21 protein-coding genes and 1 tRNA gene are annotated in these 26,185 nt (G+C 59.5%); 5 read left to right on the top strand and 17 right to left on the bottom strand.

Translation table 11 applies throughout. From position 1 onward, the window contains the following. Position 1 precedes the first annotated feature (1 nt). From gspG to AB4O23_RS13810, 4 genes are all read right to left on the bottom strand, one after another. Complete coding sequence (gene gspG / locus AB4O23_RS13825) at positions 2 to 427, bottom strand: type II secretion system major pseudopilin GspG (protein ID WP_003174957.1); 426 nt, start codon at positions 425 to 427, stop codon at positions 2 to 4. 20 nt (positions 428 to 447) lie between these two features. Further along, entirely contained in the window at positions 448 to 1,650 is a 1,203-nt protein-coding gene (gspF, locus tag AB4O23_RS13820; RefSeq protein ID WP_017528229.1) for a type II secretion system inner membrane protein GspF, read from the bottom strand. Beyond that, on the bottom strand, positions 1,647 to 3,377 hold the full coding sequence (gspE, locus tag AB4O23_RS13815) for a type II secretion system ATPase GspE (RefSeq protein ID WP_017528228.1): 1,731 nt from the start codon (positions 3,375 to 3,377) through the stop codon (positions 1,647 to 1,649). Before gspE ends, gspF begins: the two co-directional genes overlap by 4 nt. 93 nt (positions 3,378 to 3,470) lie before the next feature. Beyond that, on the bottom strand, positions 3,471 to 3,698 hold the full coding sequence (locus AB4O23_RS13810) for a hypothetical protein (protein ID WP_017528227.1): 228 nt from the start codon (positions 3,696 to 3,698) through the stop codon (positions 3,471 to 3,473). A 488-nt stretch (positions 3,699 to 4,186) separates the two neighbouring features. Here AB4O23_RS13810 and AB4O23_RS13805 point away from each other — a divergent pair, with 488 nt between their 5' ends. Further along, complete coding sequence (locus AB4O23_RS13805) at positions 4,187 to 6,925, top strand: beta-glucosidase (RefSeq protein ID WP_135196119.1); 2,739 nt, start codon at positions 4,187 to 4,189, stop codon at positions 6,923 to 6,925. Between the two features lie 122 nt (positions 6,926 to 7,047). On the opposite strand, the gene AB4O23_RS13800 is transcribed toward AB4O23_RS13805, so the two are convergent. The 3 genes from AB4O23_RS13800 to AB4O23_RS13790 all read right to left on the bottom strand — a co-directional run bounded on the left by AB4O23_RS13800 (position 7,048) and on the right by AB4O23_RS13790 (position 11,223). Then, positions 7,048 to 7,662, bottom strand: coding sequence for a TetR/AcrR family transcriptional regulator (locus AB4O23_RS13800; protein ID WP_065877620.1), 615 nt, complete (start codon positions 7,660 to 7,662; stop codon positions 7,048 to 7,050). Positions 7,663 to 7,854: 192 nt separating this feature from the next. Further along, entirely contained in the window at positions 7,855 to 10,260 is a 2,406-nt protein-coding gene (locus tag AB4O23_RS13795) for a TonB-dependent receptor (RefSeq protein ID WP_137219788.1), read from the bottom strand. A 636-nt stretch (positions 10,261 to 10,896) separates the two neighbouring features. Next, a complete protein-coding gene (locus AB4O23_RS13790) occupies positions 10,897 to 11,223 on the bottom strand; it encodes a DUF2388 domain-containing protein (protein WP_026067284.1) in 327 nt (108 codons plus the stop codon). A gap of 253 nt (positions 11,224 to 11,476) precedes the next feature. Between AB4O23_RS13790 and AB4O23_RS13785 the strand changes: the two genes are divergently transcribed. The 3 genes from AB4O23_RS13785 to AB4O23_RS13775 all read left to right on the top strand — a co-directional run bounded on the left by AB4O23_RS13785 (position 11,477) and on the right by AB4O23_RS13775 (position 12,982). Then, positions 11,477 to 12,040 carry an acyltransferase gene (locus AB4O23_RS13785; RefSeq protein ID WP_068937397.1) on the top strand — a complete coding sequence of 188 codons (564 nt, stop codon included), beginning with the start codon at positions 11,477 to 11,479 and terminating at the stop codon, positions 12,038 to 12,040. A 77-nt stretch (positions 12,041 to 12,117) separates the two neighbouring features. Continuing rightward, on the top strand, positions 12,118 to 12,444 hold the full coding sequence (locus AB4O23_RS13780; RefSeq protein WP_460063582.1) for a DUF2388 domain-containing protein: 327 nt from the start codon (positions 12,118 to 12,120) through the stop codon (positions 12,442 to 12,444). A gap of 127 nt (positions 12,445 to 12,571) precedes the next feature. Beyond that, positions 12,572 to 12,982, top strand: coding sequence for a VOC family protein (locus tag AB4O23_RS13775; protein ID WP_135196121.1), 411 nt, complete (start codon positions 12,572 to 12,574; stop codon positions 12,980 to 12,982). A 146-nt stretch (positions 12,983 to 13,128) separates the two neighbouring features. On the opposite strand, the gene AB4O23_RS13770 is transcribed toward AB4O23_RS13775, so the two are convergent. The 4 genes from AB4O23_RS13770 to AB4O23_RS13755 all read right to left on the bottom strand — a co-directional run bounded on the left by AB4O23_RS13770 (position 13,129) and on the right by AB4O23_RS13755 (position 18,451). After that, positions 13,129 to 14,085, bottom strand: coding sequence for a cyclase family protein (locus tag AB4O23_RS13770; protein ID WP_020379909.1), 957 nt, complete (start codon positions 14,083 to 14,085; stop codon positions 13,129 to 13,131). A gap of 151 nt (positions 14,086 to 14,236) precedes the next feature. After that, positions 14,237 to 15,670 (bottom strand): hypothetical protein, encoded by a 1,434-nt coding sequence (locus tag AB4O23_RS13765; RefSeq protein WP_017528216.1) that lies wholly within the window; start codon positions 15,668 to 15,670, stop codon positions 14,237 to 14,239. A gap of 75 nt (positions 15,671 to 15,745) precedes the next feature. Then, positions 15,746 to 16,894, bottom strand: coding sequence for an iron-containing alcohol dehydrogenase (locus AB4O23_RS13760; RefSeq protein ID WP_068933789.1), 1,149 nt, complete (start codon positions 16,892 to 16,894; stop codon positions 15,746 to 15,748). Positions 16,895 to 17,077: 183 nt separating this feature from the next. Next, a complete protein-coding gene (locus AB4O23_RS13755; RefSeq protein ID WP_135196123.1) occupies positions 17,078 to 18,451 on the bottom strand; it encodes a sigma-54 interaction domain-containing protein in 1,374 nt (457 codons plus the stop codon). 743 nt (positions 18,452 to 19,194) lie between these two features. Here AB4O23_RS13755 and AB4O23_RS13750 point away from each other — a divergent pair. Then, positions 19,195 to 20,691 (top strand): trypsin-like serine peptidase, encoded by a 1,497-nt coding sequence (locus tag AB4O23_RS13750; RefSeq protein WP_068933790.1) that lies wholly within the window; start codon positions 19,195 to 19,197, stop codon positions 20,689 to 20,691. A gap of 508 nt (positions 20,692 to 21,199) precedes the next feature. On the opposite strand, the gene AB4O23_RS13745 is transcribed toward AB4O23_RS13750, so the two are convergent. From AB4O23_RS13745 to pheS, 6 genes are all read right to left on the bottom strand, one after another. Next, positions 21,200 to 21,451: an RES family NAD+ phosphorylase gene (locus tag AB4O23_RS13745; protein WP_135196125.1), complete on the bottom strand. Its 252-nt coding sequence runs from the start codon at positions 21,449 to 21,451 to the stop codon at positions 21,200 to 21,202. Positions 21,452 to 21,911: 460 nt separating this feature from the next. Then, positions 21,912 to 21,988, bottom strand: a tRNA-Pro gene (locus tag AB4O23_RS13740). A 90-nt stretch (positions 21,989 to 22,078) separates the two neighbouring features. Next, on the bottom strand, positions 22,079 to 22,435 hold the full coding sequence (locus AB4O23_RS13735) for a MerR family transcriptional regulator (protein WP_003174972.1): 357 nt from the start codon (positions 22,433 to 22,435) through the stop codon (positions 22,079 to 22,081). Further along, entirely contained in the window at positions 22,416 to 22,718 is a 303-nt protein-coding gene (gene ihfA, locus AB4O23_RS13730) for an integration host factor subunit alpha (RefSeq protein WP_002553164.1), read from the bottom strand. Before ihfA ends, AB4O23_RS13735 begins: the two co-directional genes overlap by 20 nt. Before the next feature lie 3 nt (positions 22,719 to 22,721). Then, positions 22,722 to 25,100: a phenylalanine--tRNA ligase subunit beta gene (pheT, locus tag AB4O23_RS13725; RefSeq protein WP_017528211.1), complete on the bottom strand. Its 2,379-nt coding sequence runs from the start codon at positions 25,098 to 25,100 to the stop codon at positions 22,722 to 22,724. A 26-nt stretch (positions 25,101 to 25,126) separates the two neighbouring features. Further along, entirely contained in the window at positions 25,127 to 26,143 is a 1,017-nt protein-coding gene (pheS, locus tag AB4O23_RS13720) for a phenylalanine--tRNA ligase subunit alpha (RefSeq protein ID WP_003234250.1), read from the bottom strand. Positions 26,144 to 26,185 lie beyond the last annotated feature (42 nt).

The raw sequence follows: 26,185 nt of genomic DNA, 5'->3' as shown, positions 1-26,185 counted from the left end.
CTTATTCCCAGTTGCCCAGGTCGGCGCTGTAGCCTTCGCCACCGGGTTGGCCGTCCTGGCCGTAGAAAATCAGGTCGAACGCGCCGTGCTCACCGGGGAAGCGATAACCGAAGGCATGACCGAACGGGTCCTTGAGGTCCGACGGCTTGGCGTATGGCCCGGCCCAGCCGGCGCTGTTGCCGGGCTTGTCGACCAACTGTTGCAGGGTCTTGGGCGGCGAGCCGACGTCCAGCCCGTAGCTTTCGATCTTCATGCTCAGGCTGGCCAGTTGCGCCTTGCCCGCGCCGTACTTGCCCTTGTCCACATTGCCGCCGACCTGGCGTACCACGATGGTCGCGACGATGCCCAGCAGTACGATCACCGCGAGCATTTCCAACAGGGTAAAACCGCCCTGGCGGCGGGCGGGTTTGAATCGGGTCTGACGCATCGGTTTGCTTCCTTGAGGGTTCATATATTGCTGGTCAGGCTCATCAGCGGCAGCATGATCGCCAGCATGATCACCGCCACCAGCACCGCCATGACCACGGTCAGGGACGGCACCAGCGCGGCGAGCAGGCGGTCGATGCCGCGCTTGGCTTCGACGTCGAACACCTCGGCGACTTTGAGCAGCATGCTGTCCAGTTCACCGGCCTGTTCGCCGACTTCAATCATTTGCAGGGCCAGGTCCGGCAGCAATGGCTCGCTGCCGAAGGCGGCGGCCAGGGTGCCGCCGCCCTTGACCGCTTCGGCGGCCTGCGCGACTTGCGCTTGCAGGGCGCGGTTGGTGCAAACCTGTCTCGCGATGACCAACGCCTGCAGCAGGGCCACGCCGTTGCTGAGCAAGGTGCCCAGGGTGCGCGCCAACCGCGCGGCTTCGACCCGTTGCAACAGCGGGCCGATCACGCGAAGGCCCAGCACACGTCGATCATGGCGTTCACGCCGCTGGGGATCACGCAGCCGCGCGGCGAGGCTCCAGACGGTCACGATCAACCCGGCCAACACCGCCAGGCCATAAGCCCCGAGGAACTGGCCGAGCCCCAGGATCACTTCGGTGATCAGCGGGATCGGCACCCCCAGGTCCTTGAAGATCGGCACGAACTGCGGCACCACATACGCCAGCAACAGCGCCAGCGAGCCGAGCACGCCCACGACCAGGAACGCCGGGTAGATCAAAGCGTTGATCACTTCGCCTCGGAGCAACTGGCTGCGTTCCAGGTAGTCGCTGAGTTGGCGCAGCGTGTTTTCCAGCGCGCCGCCGGCCTCACCGGCACGCACCATGCTCTGGTACAGCGGCGAGAACTGGCTGCCCTCTTCTTCCAGAGCCTTGGACAAGGGCTGGCCCGCCTTGACCTGTTCGCGGATACGCTCGATCAACGCACGGGTCTGCGGCGGGCCGGGCTGTTTGAGCAGGATGCCGAGGGAGCGTTCCAGCGGTTGGCCAGCCCCCAGCAGGGTCGCCAGTTGCTGGGTGAAGCTGACCAGCGCCGCGCCGGTCAATTGGCCTCGCCCAAACGCCTTGCGCAGCCCTTGGGCGCCGGCCGCATCGATGTGCAGTAACAACAACCCGCGCTTGTGCAGCGCGGCGACGGCGGCGTCCTGGTCCTTGGCCTCCAGGGTGCCGTTTTGCGGCTGGCCCTGGCTGTCGAGGGCGCGGTACTTGAACAGACTCATGCGCCCTCACCACGGGTGACGCGCAGCACTTCTTCGAGCGAGGTAACGCCGGCCACCGCCTGGCGCAGGCCCTCTTCATGCAAGGTGCGCAGGCCACCGCGACGCGCGGCCTGTTCGAGGGTGGCGGCGTCGGCCTGGCGCATCAGCAGGCTACGCAGTTCGTCATTCATCACCAGCAATTCGGTGATCGCACTGCGCCCGTGATAGCCGCCGCCCGGCGCATCCGCGCGGGGGCGGTAGAGCAGGATCGGGCGCTGGTCGGTAAAGCGATCCAGGCCGTGTTCGGCGATCAATGGCGGCGGTGCCTCAAAGGCCTCTCGGGTGGCCGGGTCGAGGCGTCGCACCAGGCGCTGGGCGAGGATACCGTTGACTGTCGAGGCGATCAGGTAGCTTTCCACGCCCATGTCCAGCAGGCGCGTGATACTCGCCGCCGCGCTGTTGGTGTGCAGGGTCGAGAGCACCAGGTGCCCGGTCAAGGAAGACTGGATAGCGATGCGGCAGGTTTCCAGGTCGCGGATTTCACCGATCATGATCACGTCCGGGTCCTGGCGCACGATGGAACGCAGCGCCCCGGCAAAGTCCAGGCCGATGGCCGGCTTGACCTGGATCTGGTTGATGCCTTCGAGCTGGTATTCCACCGGGTCTTCGACGGTGATGATCTTGCGCTCGGCGGTGTTGAGGCGCGACAGCGCGGTGTACAGCGTGGTGGTCTTGCCCGAGCCGGTGGGGCCGGTGACCAGCAGGATGCCGTGGGGGCGTTCGAGCACTTCAAGGAAGGTTTCGAGGCGCCGGCCATCGAAACCCAGGCTCTGGAAATCGAACTGCACGGTTTGGCGGTCAAGCAGGCGCATCACCACCGATTCGCCAAAACTGGTCGGTACCGTGGACACGCGCAAGTCCAGCTCCTTGCCCTGGATGCGCAGCATGATGCGCCCGTCCTGGGGCAGGCGCCGCTCGGCGATGTCCAGGCGCGCCATGATCTTTACCCGTGAAATCACCGCCGCCGACGAACTGGATGGCGGCGCCTCGGCCTCGTGCAGCACGCCGTCGATGCGGTAGCGCACCTTGAGCTGGTTTTCGAAGGGTTCGATATGAATGTCCGAGGCACGATGTTCCACGGCGCGCTGCAGGATCAGGTTGACCAGGCGGATCACCGGCGCTTCGGAGGCCATGTCCTTGAGGTGTTCGATGTCTTCCAGCGCACCGCCCTGCTCGTCGAGGTTTTCGATCAGGGTGCCCATGGCCGAACGGCCCTGGCCGTAGTAACGCTCGATCAGGGTTTCGACTTCGTTGCGCGGCCCCACCGCCAGCCACACCGGCACGCCGCAGGCATAGGCCATGGCCTGGAACGGATAGACCAGCGCAGGGTTGGCCGCCAGCACGCGCAGGCCACCGTGGCTCCAGCCCACCGGCACCACTTGATAGTGGCGCATGAAACGCTCGGTCAAGGCCGGCAATGGGTCCAGCAAGGGCGGCGCGGCTTCCGCCAACAACAGCGGCGCGCCGAGCAGATCGGCCCAGGCGCGAGCCAGCTCCACTTCGGAGACCAGCCCGAGACGGGTCAACAGGCCGAGCAATTGGCTGTCGCCAGACTCCTGGGACAAGCGCCGGGCGCGCTCCAGGTCAACGGTTTTCAAGCCGGCGTGTCGCATCAGCCACGCGCAGACCTGTTCGGTGTGCGGGATGTGCAGTTGGCAGGCATCGATGGGGGTTGAGGAGCTGGGCATGGGTGACTGTCTGAGGGGCTATGTTCTAAGGACGGTGGAAAACCCTGTGGGAGGGGGCTTGCTCCCTCCCACTTTTTGATCGCGTTTTCCCCGTTAGTTGGAGGTCTTCGGCGCGGCCTCGCTGCTGCCAGTCAACGGCCGCCCACCCTTGGTGGTTTCAGCCTTCTGTTTTTTCGCGGCCTTGGCATCCTGGGCCTGGGTCAGCACGGTGGAATCGGTGGCGCCGGACTTGGCGTCAGCGTCGGTGGCTTCAGCCGCCATGGCCGCGCTACTCAATGCAACGCCCAGCACAAAACCGGCACCCAACAGGGACATCTTCATGAACATTCTCCAGACAAAAAAACAACGGACCGCTCAAGTAGCGCCCTGAATGCGTTCAAGACCCTACACCAAAGCGTTGTGTATGACAGCTTGTATAAAACATGGCCTTTTAGAACTACCGGACGGAGCCACTATTTTGACATGCCGCCCTTTAATTTCTTAAACCAATCGACTGGTAGGTTTAGACTAAGTTCAAAATCGTAATGAAATATTTCTTATTTCGCGCAAAAATTAGCTTTCATTTGACTTACTGTCGCAATAATTGCCCTAATTATGCCGCTTTAGCGGTTCAAACTGCCATCTCGTGATATCGCCAAGACATTACCCACAAGAACAATCAATACAATTATTAAACTTTTATAACTGAAAAATCCGCCAAGTAATTGCAATTAGCCATCGGTTAAACATTGCGATCAAGGTGAACTATTGCCCACGAAAAAGTGACGCGTGACGTCGCATTTCTCAACGAAGAGTTGTCGGAGAACCCCATGAGTAAACGCAAGATGATCGGTGCACAGTCGGCATTCGCCCTGCTGGCCCTGGCCGTGTCCCACGTGCAGGCAGCCACCAGCCCTGCGCTGGATGAAGGCCGGGTGAACCGTGCGGAAAAAGCCGCGGATAACACCCTGGCGAAGATGACGATGGAAGAAAAACTCGCCTACATCGGCGGCACCGGCGGTTGGGACGTCAAGCCGCTGAGCCGGTACGGCATCCCGCAGATCCACGGCGCCGATGGCGGCGTCGGCGTGCGCTACACCAGCGAAGGCAACGACCAGGGCGTGGTGTATCCGTCGGGCCCGAACCTGGCGGCCAGTTGGAACCCGCGCCGCGCCATTGACCTGGGTCGCGCCCTGGGCTATGACACCGCCAGCGGCGGGTATCAGTTCGTCACCGGCCCCGGCATGAACCTGTACCGCATGCCGTACAGCGGCCGTGCGTTCGAGTACTTGTCCGGTGAAGACCCGTTTCTCGGCGCCAGCCTGGGGCCGGCGGTGATCAATGGCATCCAGTCGCGCGGGGTGTGGGCCAACGCCAAGCACTACGCGGCCAACGACCAGGAAAGCAACCGCTTCCACCTCGATGAAAGCATCAGCGAGCGGGTGCTGCGCGAGATGACCCTGCCATCGTTCGAGTCCGCCTCGAAGAACAGCAAAGTCGCCATGATGATGTGCGCCTTCCAGAAGGTGAATGGCGAGTTCGCCTGCGAAAACGCGCACCTGATCCACGACATCCTGAAGACCGAGTGGGGTTACCCAGGCTTCGTACAGAGCGACTACAACGCAGTGGTCAACGGCTTGCCGGCGGCGCAGGCCGGCACCGACCTGGACATGATGGGCTACCAGATGAACAGCACGGTGCTCAAGCCGTACCTGGACAGCGGCGAGCTGAGCAGCGCGACTCTCGATGACAAGGTGCGCCGCATCCTCAAGCAGATCTACCTGTACGCGTTCGACAGCAAGGCGCCGCTGACCCGCCACAACATGAACAGCGCCACCAGCAACCGCGTGGCCCTGAACGCGGCGCGCGAAGGCATTGTGCTGCTGAAGAACCAGAACAACCTGTTACCGCTGGACGCCAAGCAGGTCAAGACCATCGCGGTGGTCGGCAACCTGGCCAAGTACGCCCCACCGACCGGTTTCGGCAGCGCGAACGTGATGGCGGCCAATTACATCAGCGAGCTGAGCGGCCTGCGGCAATTGGCGCCGGGGGCCAAGGTCGAGTTTATCGACGGGTTGTCCCTGGACCCGGCCAGCTCCAGCTGGACCCATGCCGACAGCAATGGCAACCGTGTCAAAGGCTTGAAGACTGAGTTCTTCAGCAACAGCAACTGGTCCGGTGACCCGGCCGCCAGCCGCACCGACAACCATGTCGACCTGGACTGGTCCACCGATAGCCTGCCGGTGAACGGTGACACCGCCGCCACCTCGATCCGCTACAGCGGCCAAATCACCCCGACCGTCAGCGGCGAGCAGGTGTTCAAGGTACGCGCCGACGGTGCCGTGCGCCTCTACGTCAACGGCCAGAAAGTCCTCGACAACGGCGACGGCAAACCACTGCCCAACAACAGCATTCCGCCGACCATCCCGGTGTTCGCCAAGGTCAATCTGCAAGCCGGCCAACCGGTCGATATCAAGCTGGACTATTCGCGCCGCAACGGCTACCTCTCGACCATGGGCGGCCTGGTGGGCGTGCAGATGAGCTGGGCGTCGCTGGTTGCGCCACAGGACCTGGCCAAGTACGACGCCGTGCTGGTGGCCGCAGGCAACAGCAATGAGTACGAAGGTGAAGGCTTCGACCACGGATTCGACCTGCCGGAATTCCAGGGCCAATTGATCCAGAGCATCGCCAGGGTCAACCCCCACACCATCGTCACCCTGCACGGCGGCACCGGGCTGAAGATGAGCGACTGGATCGACCAGGTGCCGGCCGCGCTGCATGCGTTCTACCCAGGGCAGAACGGCGGCCAGGCGTTGGCGGAGATCCTGCTGGGCAAGGTCAACCCATCGGCCAAGTTGCCGATCAGCATTGAGCGCAACATCGAAGACAACCCGACCTACGCGACCTTCCCGACATTCGACAATCAGGAAACCCTGGCCACGATGAGCTACAAGAACGACCTGTTCCTGGGCTATCGCGGTTACGAGAAAAAAGGCATCAAGCCGCTCTACCCGTTCGGCTACGGCCTGTCGTACACCACCTTCGGCTACAGCAACATCAGTGTGACCCCAGGGGTCGCGGTGGCGGGCGCGCCGATCAAGGTGTCGTTCGACCTGACCAACACCGGCAAGGTGGCGGGCGCCGAAGTCGCCGAGCTGTACGTGGGCCAGAACGCGCCGAAAGTCGAGCGCGCGCTCAAGGAACTCAAAGGCTACAAGAAGGTGTTCCTGAAACCTGGCGAGAGCAAGCGCGTGACGATCGAGCTCAACGATCGCTCACTGGCCTACTACGACGTCAAGCGCAAGCAATGGGTGGTGGACGCCGACAGCTTCACTCTGTCGGTGGGCGCCTCGTCCCAGGACATTCGCCTGAACGCCAGGCTGGTCAACCCGTTCCGCCAGGAACTGTCGACCACCACCAGCAACCCATTGCCGCGCTCGGCCCTCAATTCGACCCTGCGTGAGTCCACGGTCAAGACCGGCGGCGTACTGCATCAGGATGAAAGTGACAGCGGCACCGGTGACGGTGATGGTTACGACAGCAGCCAAGGCAGCGCTGCCGGTAACTGATGCTGGCGCGGTCTAGGGTGGGAGGGGGTTTGCTTCCGATGAGGGTGGATCAGTCACAGGTGTATCAGTTGACCCGCCGCCATCGGGGGCAAGCCCCCTCCCACATTTGAATGGTGTTCGGCTCAGGTTCTGATTGCCGCTTCGACCCGCGCAAGGTAGGTATCGAAGCGCGCCACCAGGTCCACCTGTTCAGCAAAGCGCAGCCATTGGATCTGCAGGCCATCCATCATGGCCAGGATTTCTTCCACCAGCCCGGCGATGTCGACATCGCCGCGCACCTCTCCGGCCGCGACCAGTTCGGCGAACTGACCCTGCAGGCGCTGGTGAATCGCCGCGTAGCGCACCTGGAACCAACTCCACGCCGGGTGGGTATCCAACAGACTCTCCGCATTCAAAATACTGAATGCCCGCACCACGCCCGGCGCCGTGGCATTGGAACGATTGATCGCCCGCAGGCTGCCGAGCAAACCGTTGAGGGATTTCTCTGCGCGCACTTCATCGGCAATCCGTTGATTGACCTCATCGCGCCGCTGCAACACGCCCATCAACAGCGAGATTTTGCTGGGAAAATGATGCAGCAACCCGGCCACGGAAATGCCGACTATCCCGGCCACCTGGGCCATTGAAGCGCCGCCGTAGCCCTCCAGGGAAAACACCTGCAAGGCCGCGTCCAGCAGCTCTTCGCGGCGTTTTTCACCTTTGGGCGCGCGGCGGGTCTTGGGGGGCAGATCGCTCATGAGAAAGTCCTTGATGGCTGGGTTGCACCCTATCCAAATTGACGGGGGGCCGCAAATAAAGCTCAGCCTTGCGCGATAGGGGACGCTGTCTTGCGATGCAGGCGTACGCCGCACGCCCCTATGTGCTGGCGGTGAAGTGCGCCTAGGCACTTTGCCGCTCGATCACCCGCTGATTTGGCCTGTGTACATCGGTCAGAAGTCGACCGTGGCCGACAGCAGATAGGTGCGCGGCGTCGACAAGGTCAGCCCCGGCTCGCTGTCGTCCGACGCGCCCGCCGAACTCCAGTAGCGTTTATTGGCGACGTTCTCCACATTCGCGCGCAGGGTGATGTGTTTGTCATCCACGTTGAAGGCATAGCGCGCGCCGACGTCGATGCGGTTCCAGGCATCGATTTGCTTGACGTTGGATTGGTCCAGGTACTGCGAACTGGAGTGGATGCCGCGGCTGGTCAGGGTCAGGCCTTCGAAGGTCGGCACGTCCCATTCGGCACCCAGGTTGACGTTGTACTTGGGCGTGGCCGGGGCGCGGTTGCCGTCGAAGGTGCCGTTGGTGGTGCCCTTGAGCTTGCTGTCGATATACATCACACCGCCGAGCAAGCGCATGCCCTTGAGCGGTTCGCCGAACACGCTCAGCTCCGCACCGGTGTTCTGGCGCTTGCCGTTGGGGCCGAACAGCTGCGTGGTGGCGTTGGTTTCGTAAGCCGGCTGCTTGATGCGAAACACCGCGGCGGTTACGGCGAAGGCGCCGGCGTCGTACTTGGCGCCCACTTCCATCTGGCGGCTGATAAACGGCGGGAAGATCTGGTCTTCGTTTTTCGACGTGGACGGTGCGATTTTGCCCTGGCTCAACCCCTCCATGTAGTTGGCATACAGCGACAGCGCGTCGGTGGCTTTGAACAGAAGCCCGCCCGACGGAGAGACCTTTTCTTCGTCGTAGTTGGTGTCGCCCTTGATGCCATCGCTCCAGTCGTCGACGGCCACGCGCTGCCAGCGCGCGCCGAGGGTGAGCAACAGGCGGTCATCGAAAAAGCCCAGGGTGTCGGACAGTGCCACGCCGCTGAATTTGTTCTCGGTGTACACCTTCGCGTCCCGGCGCGTGATCGTAGACGGCGTCGGGGTTTGCACCGGGTTGTACAGATTGCTCGTCGAATTGGTATAGCGTGCGCCGCCGTTGGTGAAGTCCATGTAGAAGTAGCTGGCCGCCAGGTTGACCTCATGGCTCACCGGCCCGGTGTGGAACCAGTTGCGCACGCCGGCGGTGGCGGTCTGCACGTTTTCATCGCGGGTGAAATCCCGGGGCTGCACGCTGAACGCGCCGGCCGCATTGGCCACCGACACGGCGTGGCGCAGGAACTCATGGTTACTTTTGCGCGCGCCGACACCGCCATAGAGCATCACCGAATCGCTGAGGTCATATTCGGCATTCACCGTGCCGAAGGTGTCCTTGGTGCGTGCCTTGCTCCAGGATTGCGCGTAATTGCGGCGCACATCGTTGGCGCTGGGTACCGGTGCGGCGGCGGCCACTTGTACACGCTCCTGCGGGGCATCGGTGTCACGCTCGGTGCGGCCGATGTCGGTGGAAAGGCGCAGGCGTTCGCCGCGAAAATCCAGGCCCAGCACGGCCATCTCGCGGTCGACACTCTGGTGGTCCCATTCGGTATCGCCGGACTGCTTCACGCCGTTGAAACGCAGGCCGAACTTATTGTCTTCGCCAAAGCGTCGGCCGACGTCCACCGCGCCGCCCGCCTGGCTGTCGGAAGCCCAGGTGCCGGTGAACGAGGTGATGTCCTTGTCGGTGGCGCGCTTGGGCACCACGTTGATGCCGCCGCCCACGCTGCCGCGCGGCGAGATGCCGTTGATCAACTGGGTGGGCCCTTTGAAGATATCGACGCGATCGGCCATTTCCATGTCGATGGTGTAGGTCGGCAGTACGCCATAGAGGCCGTTGTACGACACATCACTGTTGAACAGGCTGAAGCCTCGAATGGTGAACTGCTCATAGCGCCCACCGGCCGGGTTGGTGGCGCGCACCGACGGGTCGCTGGCGATCAGGTCGCCGAGGGTACGTGCCTGCTGGTTTTTTACCGCGTCCGCCGTGTAGGTGGTCATGCTGAACGGCGTTTCCATGAAGTCTCGCGTGCCCAGCAAACCTTGCGAGCCACGGCGCGCCACTTGGCCACCGGCATAGGTATCGCCATCGTACAGGCCGGTGGTGCCGAGGATGGCGGTAGGCGCCAGTTCCAGGCTGCTGCCCTGCGGCGCCGGCACCAGCGTGTAGGCTTGCGCGCCCATGGGTTGCAGTTGCAGGCCGGAGCCTTGCAGCAGGCGCGCGAAGCCCTCCTCCACGCCGTATTCGCCGGTCAGACCGCTGCTGCTGCGCCCGCTGACCAGCGCCGGGTCCACCGACAGGTTGACCCCCGACAGCCCGGCAAACCGGGTCAACGCCGCGCTCAGGCTGCCGGCCGGCACCTGGTAGCTGCGCCGGGCGGCGCTGTCTTCGGCAAAACTGAAAGGGACGAACAGTGGGCTGGCGCTGAGGCTCAGCATCAGGCTCAGTTTGAGCAACGGGCGCAAGCGCAGGGGGAGGACGGCGGGCATGGGAGGAAACTCTCGATTTTATTCACTTGCCTGGAATGACAGGCGAGGTGAAAAAAAGGGACAGGCTTCGACGATTATTTTTCAACCCACTGGGGTTTCCAGGCCGACGTTGACCCGGTCCAGCGCCAGCAGGGTCTTGAACCACTTCACGTTGGGGCACTGGGCAAACAACGCAGTCGCACTGCTGCACCTGGGGTACACAGAAGCGACGGGGGTGAGAAAAACTTACCGAAAACAACCTCGATTCAGAGACCAATGACCACCGCGGAGGAAGAAGGTCAGTTGGTGCGCTTCGGCTTTGCATTGGCCTGCTTGAATACCGCATTGGTGGCCCTGGCGGGGTGGGTGTCGCTGGGCGCGCAGTGACGCGCTGCGCCAGGCCAATGTCGACTTTGCCGGCGGCCACGCTTGCGAGCGCGAGGGAAATAAATGAAAACGGGCGCTCTTTACAGGGCGCCCGTTTGCTCAAAGCCGCGTGCGGCAGACGTCGCGAATCAGTGAGATTTTTTTGAAACCGACGCCCCGGCCTTACTCAACCCTTTGGCGTTGTGATCCCCCGGTGTGGACGCAGAGATGGCACCCGCCTTGGCCACGCCGCGCGTGTCTTTGGAAGGCGTTTTCAATCGCGGCGCAGCGTCAGAAGGACAAAGCTATCGCCTGGGCAAGTTGTGCATCCGACATCAGCGGTGGGGAATAGGTGGAACGATAGTGCCGCGAAGCCTGCTCGAACTGTGCCCCACGAATTTCACCATCAGAGCCAATGAACGCCAGCGCATCGGTCTTGGCTGATTTGAAGACCGTTGGCGGCTCGGTCGTGAGGGAGGTGAGGCCTCCAATCACCAGGGTTGGCAAGAACGTCGTGATCATAAACCCCGCAGCGACAGGGTTGACGTTTTCGCCGGACACCGCCGGCGTGTTGATCAACACCATTGCGGATATGGCCAGGATCTTCCATGAGTCCATTCTTCGAGGCTTCCGTTGCTATCAGAGGAGCGCCACCATAGCAGAGTAGGTGTCGCTAGAAACAACAATCACGGCGCCGGGCGCGCTGCTGAAAGGCCGGTCTGTCTGCACTCTTCTTAAAGTCTCCAAAGACTGATAGGTCGCCGGCACACGAGATATTCGCGCGTGCAACCACACACATCGACCTGCTCGCGCTCAGCATTTTCATCCTGTATAAAGTGGCAATTTTTAACTTCGCCGAGGAGAAAACAACATGGCATTTCTGACAGAGGCTCAGTTAAAGGAAATGGGTTTCAAGCATCTCGGCAAGAATGTAAAGATCAGCGATAAAGCCTCTCTCTACAACTGCGACAGAATTTCAATTGGCGATAACACTCGAATCGACGACTTTTGCATGATCTCGGGGACAGTAACACTTGGGCGTAACGTTCACATTGCCGTGTTCAGCAACGTCGCCGGCGGCGAGCCAGGTGTGACGATGGAAGACTTTTCTGGACTGGCTTATGGCTGCCAAGTGTTTGCTCAGTCAGATGACTATTCAGGAAAGACACTGACCAATCCAACCGTTCCCAACGAGTACAAGGCCGAAACCAAGAGCGCCATTTATATTGGTCGGCACGTCATTATTGGCACCCACTCCATCGTACTTCCCGGTGTAAACCTGGCTGAGGGTTGCTCTGTTGGGGCTATGTCAATGGTCACAAAGTCGACCGAGGAATGGGGAATCTACTTTGGGGTCCCGGCCAAGCGTATAAAAAACAGGAGCCGTCAGCTTCTTGATCTTGAAGCCAAGTATCTTGCCTCGGAAATCCAATAGGCAGGCGCTCACTTTAGTTTATTGGTCATGCCCGTTAATCTCGTGGCGCCCTCTGACCGCAATGGATGCATCGAAGAATGGGTTTATGGAAGACGTTGACAGCCGTTATCACGCTATCGATCAGCGCTGACGCTATGGCGTGGTACGTCGAGAATCCGGTCGAGAGAGCGTTGTCCGCTACCACCCTGGTCCCCACTATGATCCTCGGCGGGACGACAGCGTTTACCGTTTATGGCCCATCAATGATGAAGAAAGCGAAGAGCGATGCGCTCGCATTTGTAGGCTCTGATGGTGAGATCCGCGGCGCTCAGTTTGAGCAGGCGTCTCACTACTATCGCGCCACCTACCCATCGCCACTGATGTCTGACATGCAACTGGCCCAGGTAATCGCAGCGCATTACTGAGTGGGGGCTTTCACGCCTGCGATTGCCTGGCCGAGACTCGCTCTCGCAGTTCCACACAACACCGGCTATACGTGGCAGCCCACAAAATGACACGATAACGCCTCGTCTTTGTCAGCAGGAATACAGGATGTTCAGTCATATCACCGTAGGGACAAACGATCTCGATAGGGCCGCTACCTTCTATGAAGCGGTACTGACTCCCCTGGGCCTTCGCCGTCGGGTTGTAAGCCCTGATGGAGGGCCACCTTCCGCATGCTGGGTTAACCCCGACCATCCCCTGCCTCGCTTCTATGTTTACTGCCCCTACAATCTTAAAAAGGCCGCCGCGGGAAATGGCAGCATGGTGGCTTTTGCCGCGCCACATCCGGAGGCAGTCGATGCGGCCTATACCGCTGGCCTTCGCGCTGGAGGTATTGATGAGGGCAAGCCAGGACCGCGCCCACATTATGGAAACGGATATTATGGCGCCTACCTGCGCGACCCGGATGGCAATAAAGTGCACATCGTGCATCGTGGCGATGTGCAGTTGCCCGTGTAGGCAACGCTCCAACGGGGGTTGTTTGCGGCACACCGATCACGGGCTGTTCTTTGCCTGCGGCCAGGGTTATAACGTGTTGGGCAAGTACCTTTATATCAACGCTTCAATCATGCTGAGGCAGGATTAAACTGCCCCAGCATAAATGACTATTTGATCACAACCGGATTAACCGGCGACCCGGTCGCGCGGTGCACTTTGAGCGGTGCAGCCACATAAAGAAAAGTGTACTGCCCATCTTTAGCGCAACTTTCAGCCAGCGTCTCCAAGTTACAGATTTCCGTAAAGGCGATACCGAGATTACGCATCAAAGCGCAGTGCAGAGGCAGCGCCACGCCTGATACGGGGTCTATCGTCACTTCATTGGCGATGGTATCGGTGACAAGGTTTGGAATTTCCTTATCATAAAACCATTGAACAAGTTCCTGCGAATACGTAAGGCCTGGTTCGCAGAAACCGTCATAAAACGCTTCGCCCTGCTCATAGAACGCTTGAAGAAAGTTGGTTCTGATAATCAGGATATCGTGAGGCTCGATTGAATGGCCCTGAGCCTCTGCGCACGCCTCAAGATCCCTATGAGTGAACGTCTCACCTTTATCCAGCATGCGCTTACCGCGATGCCGTGCCATATCCAGTAATACTCCGCGCCCGACGACTCCTCGTTCGCCGATAGGTGCGACACTGGCCTTGTCGAGGCCGCCCACTGTTGTTCGCGCGTCGTACCCGTTCCATATTTTTCCGCCGTACCAAAGGTGGCCAAGCGCATCATATTGCGTGGATCCTTGCAGGAACGCGTCGATCTTGTCATCCGCGTAGTGCAAGCCGCCCGGATAACAAGGGCCATGATCATTGTCCCAACTCGACTCATCAAGAACCATCGTACGTTCTGCCGGGGTACGGCCTGGCCACACTGGATCGCCAGCAGGATCGCCGATCATCCGTTGTAAGGTAAATACGCTTCCGGTCTTAATGTGCGCAACCCCGCGCATGACTTCCTGCGCAGTCAGGTAATTCAGAGAGCCAACTTCATCTTCCGCGCCCCATCTGCCCCAATTAGAAGGAGCATCGCCCAATAGTTCTTCCATAGTAGGAACTGAAGTCGTCATAGTTTTTCCTTTTTAGTTGCAGTGGTTATTAAGCGCACACCCGTGCGCCTTGCTTCCCTATCAATCAGAGCACACAAAAACCCAATAAAGCGCTCGCTTAATGACGACACGTTTTTAAATGGATGTTCATGTCAGTGAGCGGCTACGCCTATCATTCAACTATAGGTTCTTCTAATCCCCGCTTAACAGCCGTGGCCGACTCAGCATCTTTAACAGGCGCAGCCTTCAGGTCCTTGGTAAATATCCCATCCACCTCTCCCTTGAAGAAATTTTTGCCATAGATCAGCAAGCACAACACAACGCCAATCCCGAATGCCCAGCTCGCGCCTTTGATCGCCAGTACCGCGCCGATCACGCCGGCGATACCCAGGTCGCGCTGGCTTTTGGCTTCAAGAATGCCCAGGCGCACGCTCACGTAACCCTGGATCAGTAACGTCAGCGACAGGGCAACGCCGAGAATCGGCTGTACCAATGTCACGACCGGCAACAGCAGCAGACCGCTGTTGGTGCCCCAGCGGAACGACCCGACGCCGCCGATGATTGACTGCATCGCTTTCGGCCCACCTTTGAAACGCTCGATTACCACCACCAGCATCGCCGCCCATTTCGGGCCGCACATGGCGACGTCCGGGCCGAAGATGCTCATGAACGCGTTACGCGCACCGAAGATCAGGTGGGCGCGGTCGGCGTTGTAGTCGACGACTTCGTCAGTGCGGACGGTTTCTGCTTCGTCGAGAAGCGACTTCGCGCTGAGGACGTCACCGAAAACGATGATGTACGCCGCAAGCATGGTCGGCAGCGCGCAGATGAACATCGACAGTGGCGGCATGCCCAGGCCGAATACCGTGTAGTTGTTCCATAGGCCGGCGAAATCCGGTTGGCTGATGCCCCACTGGAGGGTTGGCCATGGCGCTTCCCCGAACAACGGGGCAAGCACTACGGCCAACAGCACGATCGGCAAGATGCCGAGCTTGGCGAAGTTCCACCAGAAACGGTTGCGTTGCTTGAGCTCATTGAAGTGCTGGGAAAAGATCAAATAGAAGGCGATGCCGACCGCAATGGAAATGGTCCAGGGCAGCACATTGAACTTACCGCCGACCTGGAACACCGCGATCACTGCACTCAAGCCGGCGCCGACGATAATCCCGGACTTGATCGCCGAGGGCACGTATTCCACCACCTTTTTCGCCATTCCGGTCGCGCCCAGGGCGATTGAAAAAATCCCCAGCATCAACTGAAAGGCAATCAACGCGTGGACACGCTCCGGGCCCATTGGAAACTGCGCACAGTACGCCATCAACAACGGCACTGCCGGGGTGATCCAGCCCGGCACGGTCGGGTCGCCGAGCAGATGGTGTGCGAGATACAGCAGGCCGTTGAGCATCACGACGGCAAGCGCGACCTCGAAGGGCATGCCGAGCAGTTCGGTCATCAGCGGAATCGCAGCCAGGTCCACGGCGCACATCAGCAAGCCCTGGAGATAATCTGGAAGCTCGATCTTGTAGTGGATAAACGGCAGCCGGACCTTGAAAGGGCCCAGCGGGATGTACGGGCTTTCGCTCCGTTGCGCAGGAGTGTCAGACATTCGGTTCACCTGTTTTATTGGTTTTGTAATGGCGGGCGCACGCTCCGGCGGCACCGGAATCGTGGCTTTTTCGGATCAATACGCAGCGCGGTAGATCTTCTCGATATCGGCGGCGCTGAGCTTGCGCGGGTTGTTGCGCATCAGGCGGTCGATCTTGCTGGCCTCTTGCGCCATCGCCGGGATGGCATCCTCGGGCACGTTGAAAGTGCGCAGGCCGGACGGGATGTCAACGGCGGCACATAGATCAGCCATGGCTTTGACAGCCTGGTCTGCCGCCTCGTTGTCGTTCAGGTTCGCCACGCGCACGCCCATGGCTTCGGCGATGTCGCGAAAACGCTCGACGCAGGCGGTCTTGTTCCACTCCATCACGTACGGCAGCAGCAAGGCGTTACTGACACCATGGGCAATGTTGAATCTCCCGCCCAGCGGGTATGCCAGCGCATGCACCGCCCCTACCCCGGCATTGCCGAACGCCATGCCGGCCATCAGGCTGGCGGTGGCCATGTCTTCCCGAGCCCGCAGGTTGGTTGGATTGGCATAAGCCTTCGGCAGCGCCTTGGTGATCAGCTTGATCGCGCCCAGGGCGATGGCATCGGTGATGGGCGAAGCGTTCACCGAAATATACGACTCGACCGCATGCACCAGCGCATCGACACCACTGGCCGCCGTCACACCGCGGGGACAGGTCAATGTCATCGCCGGACTGACCAAGGCCACGTCGGGCAGCAGGTAGTCGCTGACGATGCCTTTCTTCAACTGCGCTTGCTTGTCGGAAAAAATGGCGACGTTGGTCACTTCCGAGCCTGTCCCGGCGGTCGTCGGGATGGCAATCAACACAGGGCCTTTGCGTTTCACCAGGTCGACACCGAACAGTTCGCTCAGCGGACCTGCATGCCCGGCATACGCCGCGACGCCCTTGGCGATATCGATGGCACTGCCGCCACCCACCGCAATCAATCCGTCGTGGCCACCCTCGCGATAAGCGCGGGTGCACGCCTCGACGATGGCCACTTCAGGTTCCGGTTTGACCTGATCGAAAATGCCGTAACGGCGATCGCCGAGTTGCGCCAGGGCCAGGCCAACGGTGCCGGAGTTCACCAGGATGACGTCTGTGACGATCAGCGGATTCTTGACCTCAAGGCGCGTCAGTTCCGCGCAAAGCTGTTCGACAGCACCAGGTCCGGTAATCAACTTATTAGCGATTTTGAAAGCAGAGATATTCATCGGGCTCGTCCAGTTGATGTTGTTTTATTGGAAGACGTGCCACAGGAGATAGCGAAAGGCGTGCCAATACCCGCAAAGCCCCTGCGGCATGGGGCTCTGCGCGACTCGCACGAAAACAGGAGGGCTTTTTTGGGTCAGTGCCGATTAGTTTTCTGATCGATTTATCCGGAGCCGATCAGAATCCTAATCAGACTGTTCCCAGCGTTTCATTTTCTGCACCACGGTAGCTTGGCTCACCCCCAGTGCCTTGGCCGCAAGGCGCGTGGTCTTGTGCGCAAGCAACGCGGCACGAATCGCACTGCGCTCGGCATTTTCCAACACCTTGCGCAGCGGCAAGCCTGCGTCCGAGGTGCTGGGTGGATTGAGGTCGAGGATCTCTTCCGGCATATCGAGCGGCTCGACAGTCCCGGTCTGATTGGTCACCACCAACCGCTCGACAAGGTTGATCAACTCGCGGATGTTGCCGGGCCAGTCGTAGTCGCACATCAAGTCTAGGGCCTCGAGACTCCATTGGACTTGGCGTTCGTAACGAGCATTGAACCGGTCGAGGTAGTAATGCAGCAGCGGCGCGATTTCCTCCCGACGTTCACGCAGTGCCGGAATGTGGATCGGCACCACGTTGAGCCGGTAATACAAGTCCGCCCGAAAACGCCCCTGCGCCACCTGCTGTTTGAGGTCATGGTGGGTGGCGCTGATGATGCGTACATCGACCTCCTTCAGCTCCAGGCCCCCAACAGGAATGAAGCGGTTCTCTTCGATCACCTTGAGCAACTTGACCTGCACCGGCAATGGCAAATCACCTACCTCGTCTAGAAACAATGTGCCGTGATGCGCCAGCTCCAGTAGGCCACGCTTGCCTTTTGGACCTGCGCCGGTGAACGCTCCGGGAGCGTAGCCAAACAGCTCGGCTTCGATCAGGTTCTCGGGCAGCGCACCGCAGTTGAGCGCGAGAAAGGGTTCGCTGGCACGCGGGCTGGCGTTGTGAATGAATTGCGCAACGAGGGTCTTGCCGACGCCGGTTTCACCTTGGAGCAACACCTTGACCGAGCTGCTGGCAACCTGGCGGGCCAGCGAGAGAACGCGACCGGACATTTCCTGATTGGCCATCAGGGGAGAAAGCAGGAGGTTGTCTCGTTGACCGGCATGAAGTTTGGCGGTGCTGTTGCGCAGTTGTTTAAGCTGTTGCAGTTCATCACGCTCATGCTTCATGCGCAGCAGTTCCGTCATGTCGCGCACGGTACTGACCACGTATGAAATCCGCCTTCCAGCGTCAAGAATCGGCGTGGCGCTAACGAGCAATTTCTTGCCCTGGCTCAGGCTCTGCATGACCGACACCGGCCGCCCGCCCTGCAATACCCGCAAGGTGGCCGATTGCGAGATGACACCCTCCTTCACCAGCTCCTGCATGGATCGGCCGACGAGATCCGCACCGCTGAGCCCGGTCAGACGTTCATAGGCTTGATTGACCTTCAGCGTCTTGCCGTCGCCATCCGTAATGTAGACGCCGTCATGTAAAGCGTTGAGCAGTTCTTCGAAACTGGTGTCGTTGAGATTCACCGGGGTCCGTTCCTTCGAGTGGGCGCTGCTTTCAGAAGAGTTTTTTGGGTGGGCCCGCTATTCGCTAACCTCTGGAGAGGCGTACGCTCACCGTGCACAGCTAGCTTTCAGTTTGACAGCAAGTAGCTAAGTAGACAGTGGACGAATGCGGTGCCAAATTCGGAGCCAACTACACTTACACGCAGCGCTACCAAGATCCAAGATATCCGTGGGTGTAATTGTGGGGGTATTTTTCAAGCATGAAAAAGCCCAACCGTTACCGATTGGGCTAAGTCATTGAATAATATGGTCGGGACGGAGTGATTCGAACACTCGACCCCTAGCACCCCATGGGTTTAAGAGCGGTTCGTCGGGCAACCTGGCGACACGTAAAAACGCTGATTAGTCTATATAAAACGTAGGCTTAGGTGATTTTTTGATGTGCAGTGAAGAAGATCAACTTGCGCATCGCACACCTCCGATCGACAGACACAGATGCGAACTGAACGGCCACAGAAGGTGGGCGAAAAGCACATCTGCCATCAGCGTTTATACGACGGTGCTGCCAGGGGTTCCAGCGAACCAACATTGAGTTACAAAATTGGTGACGGGCGCTACAAATTCAGTGTGAGATCGCTCACACCTTCAACGTCAACCCGCCCCCAGCACCCGCGTCAAGGGTTACGCAATAGCCATGTACGTCTTCTACCTTGGCCTGATTGGGTAATTTCAGCCAATCAATGACTTCCTTGTCGAGGCCCCTTATGTCGCTTACTCACACCGCCTGCGTCTTCCTGTATTTCCTGTTGCTCGGCACTGTCTGGCCCAGCCACGCCAGAGACCTGGCCGAGGGACTTACGGAACAGTCACCTTCCGTGGCACTTGAAAATAAGAACCAACGGTACCCGCAATGGACCGGCATCGGCTCACTGAAAAACGCCTTAGGCCAGACCTGCAATGCCGTTCTGCTCGACACGCTCAATCGCCAGGGTAAGGCCGTCGGCCCGGCTTATGTGCTGACCGCCGGGCATTGTGTGTTCTACAGCTACGGTACGGCGCGCGTGCGCCAGGCATTCACCGCCGAGGTGACCTTCAATTACTTTCATGACACGCCCGAACAGCGCGCCACTTACGCCGTCAAGACAGCACATTGGAGCAGCATGGCGGGCACTGACCTGGCCGTGCTCGAACTGGATACATCTCTGGGCGTGCTGGTGGCCGGTGCGATCATGCCACTCAAGCTGGCCTCCCAGCGGCAGACGTCGAATCGAGAAGTGATCAACGTGGGAGCGCCGACCGGTTTTCTGAAAAAGGGCCTGCGCATGAGCGCCTGCGTGGAGTCGACCCTCAACAGTTTTGCCGAGCATCCTGGCGTGTTCCCCAGCGCCTTGCGCAACCGCTGCAACGGTCTGCGCCCAGGCAGCTCCGGCAGTCCGATGCTGGACCGGAACACCAATGAAATCACCAGCATCATCAGCAAGGTCGCGTCTGCCATTCAGAAAGACATTCTCAACAGTTGCCAGAACAACTCTGCATGCGAAGCCGCGAAATTCAACTACAGCTATCCCGCCAACGACTTGTACTACTGCTTTGTAGACGGTGTTTTCCGTAACGACACCCCGACCTGCCAGCTCAAGGCGGTTGACATCACGCTGGACGAGCCGTGGAACCTGAAACCCTATGTGCATTTACAACGTGACGACGCCGACCAGGTTACCCGTCCGACCTGGAACCTGAGGTTTTCGATCCAGGAACCGTTCTACCGATTCAAGGCCGTGAATGACGTCAGTGAGTGCGCACGCACGCAGGGCTACCAAGTGGCTGCCGCCTCTGACGAGGCCTATATCAACCAGCCCATTGGACCAGTGCTGGGGCCGCATGTGCTATGCATACTCGGGGTGCAAAAGGCCGAGCAGCCGCTGACCGAAGCGCTGCTGCGCAATGTGTTCACCCATTCGGTGTTCCTGACCAACCCGGCACCTGCACCACAGCTCAAGCACCGCTATCACATCGCCTGGGAAACCCAGCACAACGGTTTTAGCCAGCATTACTACTACAGCGTGAACGCGTCGATCAGCACCACCTGTGGCGATATTGACGACGATCGCTACGCCCTGGCCATGGACGGCATTTTCCTTGATATAGCAGAGCTGCCAATCGCGCTATGCAGCTATGCACGCAACAACGCTGGGCAACCGTCGGCCATTCGCACAGACGTGATCACAGGCGCAACGGTTCGCTCGCAGCGTCAGGCCAGGTGAGGCAGCGAGATGTTTTAAGCAAATGTTGATGACTCAAGTCAGCGCAATCGAGGGCAATGCCCGAAAGGCACGACTTGAGCGGGATCACTTGGGCTCTCCCCCGCCGAACCACAGCGGGGGCGACCCGGTTACCATTGGCCAGAGAGCCAACAGGTTGCCGCTTCAATCATGCTGAAGTGGTACCACGGCTGAGAATCCTGGCAACTGGTGGCGAACGACGCATGCACGCTTGAAGTCGCTAACAGGCAGGCTGCAGCCGTCATATAGACGTATTTTTTATTCTCATCTTCACTCCCCTTCCCATCGTTAATACATTGGCTTGCGCTTCAAACTCTAATAGTGGGCTTGAGCGAGGATCAATTAGGGCAGGTGTGCTAATGGAGTATCGACATGCCCGGGACAACGCCTATCAACTTCACGCCAGCCATTTCAGGGGAGTGTCGTGCAGCACATGGGAATCATGCACGCTGCCTTGCCGCAGCAATATGTTCGCTGTGCCCAGCCGTCGTCAGCGCAGATAACACTTATCGAACCAGAACGGCTCTAGCATCTCGCTCAGGTGTGTCTGCGCCTGTGGATGAGCGGCATTGATCAGATAGTTAGTCGCGTGCGGCAGCAACGCAGACGGCACTGGCAGGAGCAACTCCACGCCCTCATCCAACCAACGGTTGCCGACCGACTGCGAAGTCGGTTCATTGGCCTGCCAGCCCACCGGCAACGCCGGCGGTGCGCCCATCAACGCCTCCGGCACCACATCCATGCGTCAGACGCACGACCCGCTCTGACTCGGCCTCGCTAAAGCGTGCATTGCTGCTCAACCGGCGTCGGATGGTGCTCTCCGGCGCCACCAGTGACAGCGATAACTTCAGCTTGCTGGCGACGCGCTTGTAGCTGTGGGTGGAAATGCCCGCAACCACGATACGCAAGGCATCGGACTCCGATGCGAACTGAATATCCAACAAACGCGAAACGCGCCATTCGCCCGAACACGGACTCGTCAGAGACGTGGGACTGAACTGCCGTGCTCATAGACATGCCCACCATTTGATCAAATTTATACGTCAAATGGCGCCAGGTTTGCAATGACCAGACAAGGTCACGGAGGCGCGAAAACCTCGGGCCCACAACAGCCCACGGTGCGGTAGGGGTTTTAGTAGGGTTTTTTTCGCAGACATGAAAAAGCCCAACCGGTGAAAATTGGGCTAAGTCATTGAATAATATGGTCGGGACGGAGTGATTCGAACACTCGACCCCTAGCACCCCATGCTAGTGCGCTACCGGACTGCGCTACGCCCCGACTAGGCGTGTTACTGGGTTTGCTTCGCAACGAAGCGATCAGGAATATACCGCAAGCTTTTGAAATGTGGAAGTATTTTAAAAGCCTGAATCACTTCTTCAAAACCACCAGCACATCTTCGAGTTCGGAGATCATCTGGCGAATCAGTTGCTTGTACTGGGTGGTGTCATCTTTGGCTTCATCGCCGGACATACGCTGGCGTGCGCCGCTGATGGTGAAACCCTGGTCGTACAGCAATGCACGGATCTGTCGGATCATCAGCACATCCTGGCGCTGATAATACCGACGGTTCCCGGTACGTTTGACGGGGTTGAGTTGAGGAAACTCCTGCTCCCAATAGCGCAGCACGTGCGGCTTTACCGCACATAGCTCGCTGACTTCACCGATGGTGAAGTAGCGTTTGCCTGGGATGACGGGTAGCTCGTCGTTATGACTTGGTTCCAGCATAAGCCTCAACTCGGGCCTTCAACTTCTGCCCTGGACGAAAGGTGACCACACGGCGGGCCGTGATCGGGATTTCTTCTCCCGTTTTTGGATTGCGGCCAGGCCGCTGGCGTTTGTCCCGCAGGTCAAAATTGCCGAAACCGGACAATTTGACCTGTTCGTTGTCTTCCAGAGCGTGTCTGATTTCTTCAAAAAACAGCTCGACCAATTCCTTGGCCTCGCGCTTGTTCAGACCCAACTCTTCGTACAGACGTTCCGCCATCTCAGCTTTCGTCAAAGCCCCCATACGTCACTTCCTTAACGTGGCGTTCAACCTTTGTTCGAGCGAGGTGAGGATATTTTGTGTCGTGGTATTCACCTCATCGTCATTAAGAGTGCGCGATGGATGCTGCCAGGTCAAGCCAACTGCGAGGCTTTTTCTATGCGGATCAATGCCTTTACCCTGATAGACGTCAAATAGCCTGAGGTCTGTCAGCCATTCCCCTGCATTTTCACGGATTACATCCAGAACGGCAGTTGCGGCGACTTCGCTGTCGGCGATCAGGGCCAGGTCGCGACGCACTTCAGGGAAGCGCGACAACTCGCTGAATTTCGGCATCTTGCCCGACGCCACTTCAGCCAATACCAGTTCGAAAACGAAGACCGGGCGATCAAGACCAAGGGTTTTCGACAATTCAGGATGGATCGCACCCACGAAGCCCACCAGGCGACCTTCACGTTCTATACGTGCAGTCTGGCCCGGATGCAGTGCGGGGTGGCTACCCCGAATAAAGGTGAAGGCATCCAATGCGCCGGCGAAGCCCAGCACCGCTTCAACGTCAGCCTTGACGTCAAAGAAGTCCACAGCGTCGCGGCCCTGTGCCCAGCCTTCCGGCAGACGGCTGCCACACACCACGCCAGCCAGCATCGGCTCTTGCTTCAGGCCGTCCAACTGACCGACGAAACGCAGGCCGCTTTCGAACATGCGTACACGATCTTGCTGACGGTTCAGGTTATGGGACAGCGCCTTCACCAGGCCCGGCCACAGCGACGAACGCATGGCGGCCATGTCGTTGGAGATCGGGTTGGCCAGCAGCAGTGGCTCGACGCCTGGGCTGAACAGTTCGAACTGCTTAGGATCGATGAAGCTGTAGGTCACCGCTTCCTGGTAACCACGAGCCACCAACAGGCGACGCAACTCAGGCAAATGCGCACGCGCCTCGGCCTTGGGTTGCGGTGCCAGGCGCGCTTGCGGATAACGAACCGGCAGGCGGTTGTAGCCGTACAAACGGGCCAGCTCTTCGATCAAATCGACTTCCAGGCTGATATCGAAGCGATGGCTTGGCACTTCGACCTGCCACTGCCCTTCCCCGCCCGCAGAAATGCCAAGGCCGAGGGCCGACAACAATTGCTCGATTTCGGCCGGCTCAATCACCAGACCCAACATTTGCTCAACGCTCTTGGCGCGCAAAGTGATCGGTGCTACAGACGGCAGGTACTGTTCGCTGACGGTTTCGGTGATCGGGCCAGCTTCGCCACCGGTGATTTCCAGCAGCAGACCAGTGGCGCGCTCCATGGCTTCACGGGCCAGCTTCCAGTCCACGCCACGCTCGTAGCGGTGCGATGCATCGGTGTGCAGGCCATAGGAACGGGCCTTGCCAGCGATGGCGATCTGGTCGAAAAATGCGCTTTCAAGGAACACGTCACGGGTGGTTGCGGACACACCGCTGTGCTCGCCACCCATCACGCCGGCAATCGCCAAGGCACGGGAGTGGTCGGCGATGACCAAGGTGTCAGCACGCAGGCTGACTTCCTGACCGTCAAGCAGCACCAGCTTCTCGCCTTCTTCGGCCATGCGTACGCGGATGCCACCGTTGATTTCGGCAAGATCGAACGCATGCAGCGGTTGGCCCAGCTCCAACATGACGTAGTTGGTGATATCTACGGCAGCATCGATGCTGCGCACGTCCGCGCGACGCAGACGCTCGACCATCCACAGCGGAGTTGGCTTGGACAAATCAACGTTACGGATCACACGCCCGAGATAACGTGGGCAGGCGTTTGGTGCCAGCACTTCAATCGGACGCACTTCGTCGTGCACAGCAGCTACGCTGGCAACCACCGGACGGGTCACCGGAGCGTTGTACAGCGCGCCCACTTCACGGGCAAGGCCAGCCAGCGACAAGCAATCGCCGCGGTTAGGGGTCAGGTCGACCTCGATGCTGGCATCTTCCAGCTCCAGGTAAACGCGGATGTCCTGGCCCACCGGCGCGTCGCCCGGCAGTTCCATCAGCCCATCATTCCCTTCGCCTACCTGCAACTCCGCTTGGGAGCACAGCATGCCGTTGGATTCGACGCCACGCAGCTTAGCCTTCTTGATCTTGAAGTCGCCCGGCAGTTCAGCACCGATCATGGCAAACGGAATCTTCAGGCCCGGGCGCACGTTGGGCGCTCCGCACACGACCTGGAAGGTTTGCGCGCCATTGCTGACCTGGCATACGCGCAATTTATCGGCGTCCGGGTGCTGCTCGGTGCTCAGCACTTCGCCCACGACCACGCCACTGAAAACACCGGCGGCCGGTGTAACACTATCGACCTCAAGGCCGGCCATCGACAGACGCGCAACCAGCGCGTCGCGATCCACCTGCGGGCTTACCCAGCCGCGCAGCCATTGTTCACTGAATTTCATCCTGCTCTCCTAAAGATTCGTTACGACTAGCGAAATTGCGCGAGGAACCGCAAGTCGTTGTCGAAGAACAGACGCAAGTCGTTCACGCCGTAACGCAGCATGGCCAGACGCTCAACGCCCATGCCGAAGGCAAAGCCCGAGAACTCTTCCGGATCGATACCGGACATACGCAGCACGTTAGGGTGAACCATCCCGCAACCCATCACTTCCAGCCAGCCGGTCTGCTTGCAGACACGGCAGCCTTTGCCGCTGCACATTACGCATTCCATGTCGACTTCAGCGGACGGTTCGGTGAACGGAAAGAACGAGGGACGGAAACGTACCGCCAGTTCTTTCTCGAAGAACACCCGCAGGAACTCTTCGATGGTGCCCTTGAGATCAGCGAAATTGATATCGCGATCAACGAGCAAGCCTTCGACCTGGTGGAACATTGGCGAGTGGGTGATATCGGAGTCGCTACGATACACGCGGCCTGGGCAGACGATGCGGATCGGCGGTTTGTTCGCTTCCATGGTGCGCACTTGTACCGGCGAGGTATGGGTGCGCAGCAACATGTTCGCGTTGAAATAGAAGGTGTCGTGCATCGACCGGGCCGGGTGATGGCCTGGGATGTTGAGCGCCTCGAAGTTGTGATAGTCGTCTTCGACCTCAGGACCTTCGGCAATGCCGTAGCCGATATGGGTGAAGAACTGCTCGATACGCTCCAGAGTCCGGGTAATCGGGTGCAGACCGCCTGAGGCCTGACCACGGCCAGGCAGGGTGACATCAATGGATTCGGCGGCGAGTTTGGCCGCAAGGTCGGCCTCCTCCAGCGACGCCTTGCGCGCATTGAGAACCTCTGTGACACGCTCCTTGGCAACGTTGATCAGCGCACCAACTTGCGGACGCTCTTCAGCCGGCAAATTCCCCAGGGTCTTCATCACCTGAGTCAATTCACCTTTTTTGCCAAGGTAGTGAACCCGGATTTGCTCCAGGGCATTGATATCTTCAGCGCTATGCACAGCCTCAAGAGCTTGGGCAACGAGCGCGTCCAGGTTTTCCATGTACAGACTCCAGATACAAAATAGGGGAAGAGCTTGAAGGCT

This window comes from Pseudomonas sp. H2_A10, assembly GCF_054680085.1.
This window is presented reverse-complemented; position numbering and strand designations above follow the sequence as displayed.

Coding starts and splice junctions, on each gene's coding strand:
- AB4O23_RS13810 (WP_017528227.1), bottom strand. CDS start 3,698: ATGAAGATGTCCCTGTTGGGTGCCGGTTTTGTGCTGGGCGTTGCATTG.
- gspF (WP_017528229.1), bottom strand. CDS start 1,650: ATGAGTCTGTTCAAGTACCGCGCCCTCGACAGCCAGGGCCAGCCGCAA.
- AB4O23_RS13770 (WP_020379909.1), bottom strand. CDS start 14,085: ATGACGACTTCAGTTCCTACTATGGAAGAACTATTGGGCGATGCTCCT.
- AB4O23_RS13785 (WP_068937397.1), top strand. CDS start 11,477: ATGGCATTTCTGACAGAGGCTCAGTTAAAGGAAATGGGTTTCAAGCAT.
- AB4O23_RS13780 (WP_460063582.1), top strand. CDS start 12,118: ATGGGTTTATGGAAGACGTTGACAGCCGTTATCACGCTATCGATCAGC.
- AB4O23_RS13805 (WP_135196119.1), top strand. CDS start 4,187: ATGAGTAAACGCAAGATGATCGGTGCACAGTCGGCATTCGCCCTGCTG.
- AB4O23_RS13800 (WP_065877620.1), bottom strand. CDS start 7,662: ATGAGCGATCTGCCCCCCAAGACCCGCCGCGCGCCCAAAGGTGAAAAA.
- AB4O23_RS13750 (WP_068933790.1), top strand. CDS start 19,195: ATGTCGCTTACTCACACCGCCTGCGTCTTCCTGTATTTCCTGTTGCTC.
- pheS (WP_003234250.1), bottom strand. CDS start 26,143: ATGGAAAACCTGGACGCGCTCGTTGCCCAAGCTCTTGAGGCTGTGCAT.
- AB4O23_RS13790 (WP_026067284.1), bottom strand. CDS start 11,223: ATGGACTCATGGAAGATCCTGGCCATATCCGCAATGGTGTTGATCAAC.
- pheT (WP_017528211.1), bottom strand. CDS start 25,100: ATGAAATTCAGTGAACAATGGCTGCGCGGCTGGGTAAGCCCGCAGGTG.
- gspE (WP_017528228.1), bottom strand. CDS start 3,377: ATGCCCAGCTCCTCAACCCCCATCGATGCCTGCCAACTGCACATCCCG.
- AB4O23_RS13760 (WP_068933789.1), bottom strand. CDS start 16,894: ATGAATATCTCTGCTTTCAAAATCGCTAATAAGTTGATTACCGGACCT.
- ihfA (WP_002553164.1), bottom strand. CDS start 22,718: ATGGGGGCTTTGACGAAAGCTGAGATGGCGGAACGTCTGTACGAAGAG.
- AB4O23_RS13775 (WP_135196121.1), top strand. CDS start 12,572: ATGTTCAGTCATATCACCGTAGGGACAAACGATCTCGATAGGGCCGCT.
- AB4O23_RS13765 (WP_017528216.1), bottom strand. CDS start 15,670: ATGTCTGACACTCCTGCGCAACGGAGCGAAAGCCCGTACATCCCGCTG.
- gspG (WP_003174957.1), bottom strand. CDS start 427: ATGCGTCAGACCCGATTCAAACCCGCCCGCCGCCAGGGCGGTTTTACC.
- AB4O23_RS13795 (WP_137219788.1), bottom strand. CDS start 10,260: ATGCCCGCCGTCCTCCCCCTGCGCTTGCGCCCGTTGCTCAAACTGAGC.
- AB4O23_RS13735 (WP_003174972.1), bottom strand. CDS start 22,435: ATGCTGGAACCAAGTCATAACGACGAGCTACCCGTCATCCCAGGCAAA.
- AB4O23_RS13745 (WP_135196125.1), bottom strand. CDS start 21,451: ATGGATGTGGTGCCGGAGGCGTTGATGGGCGCACCGCCGGCGTTGCCG.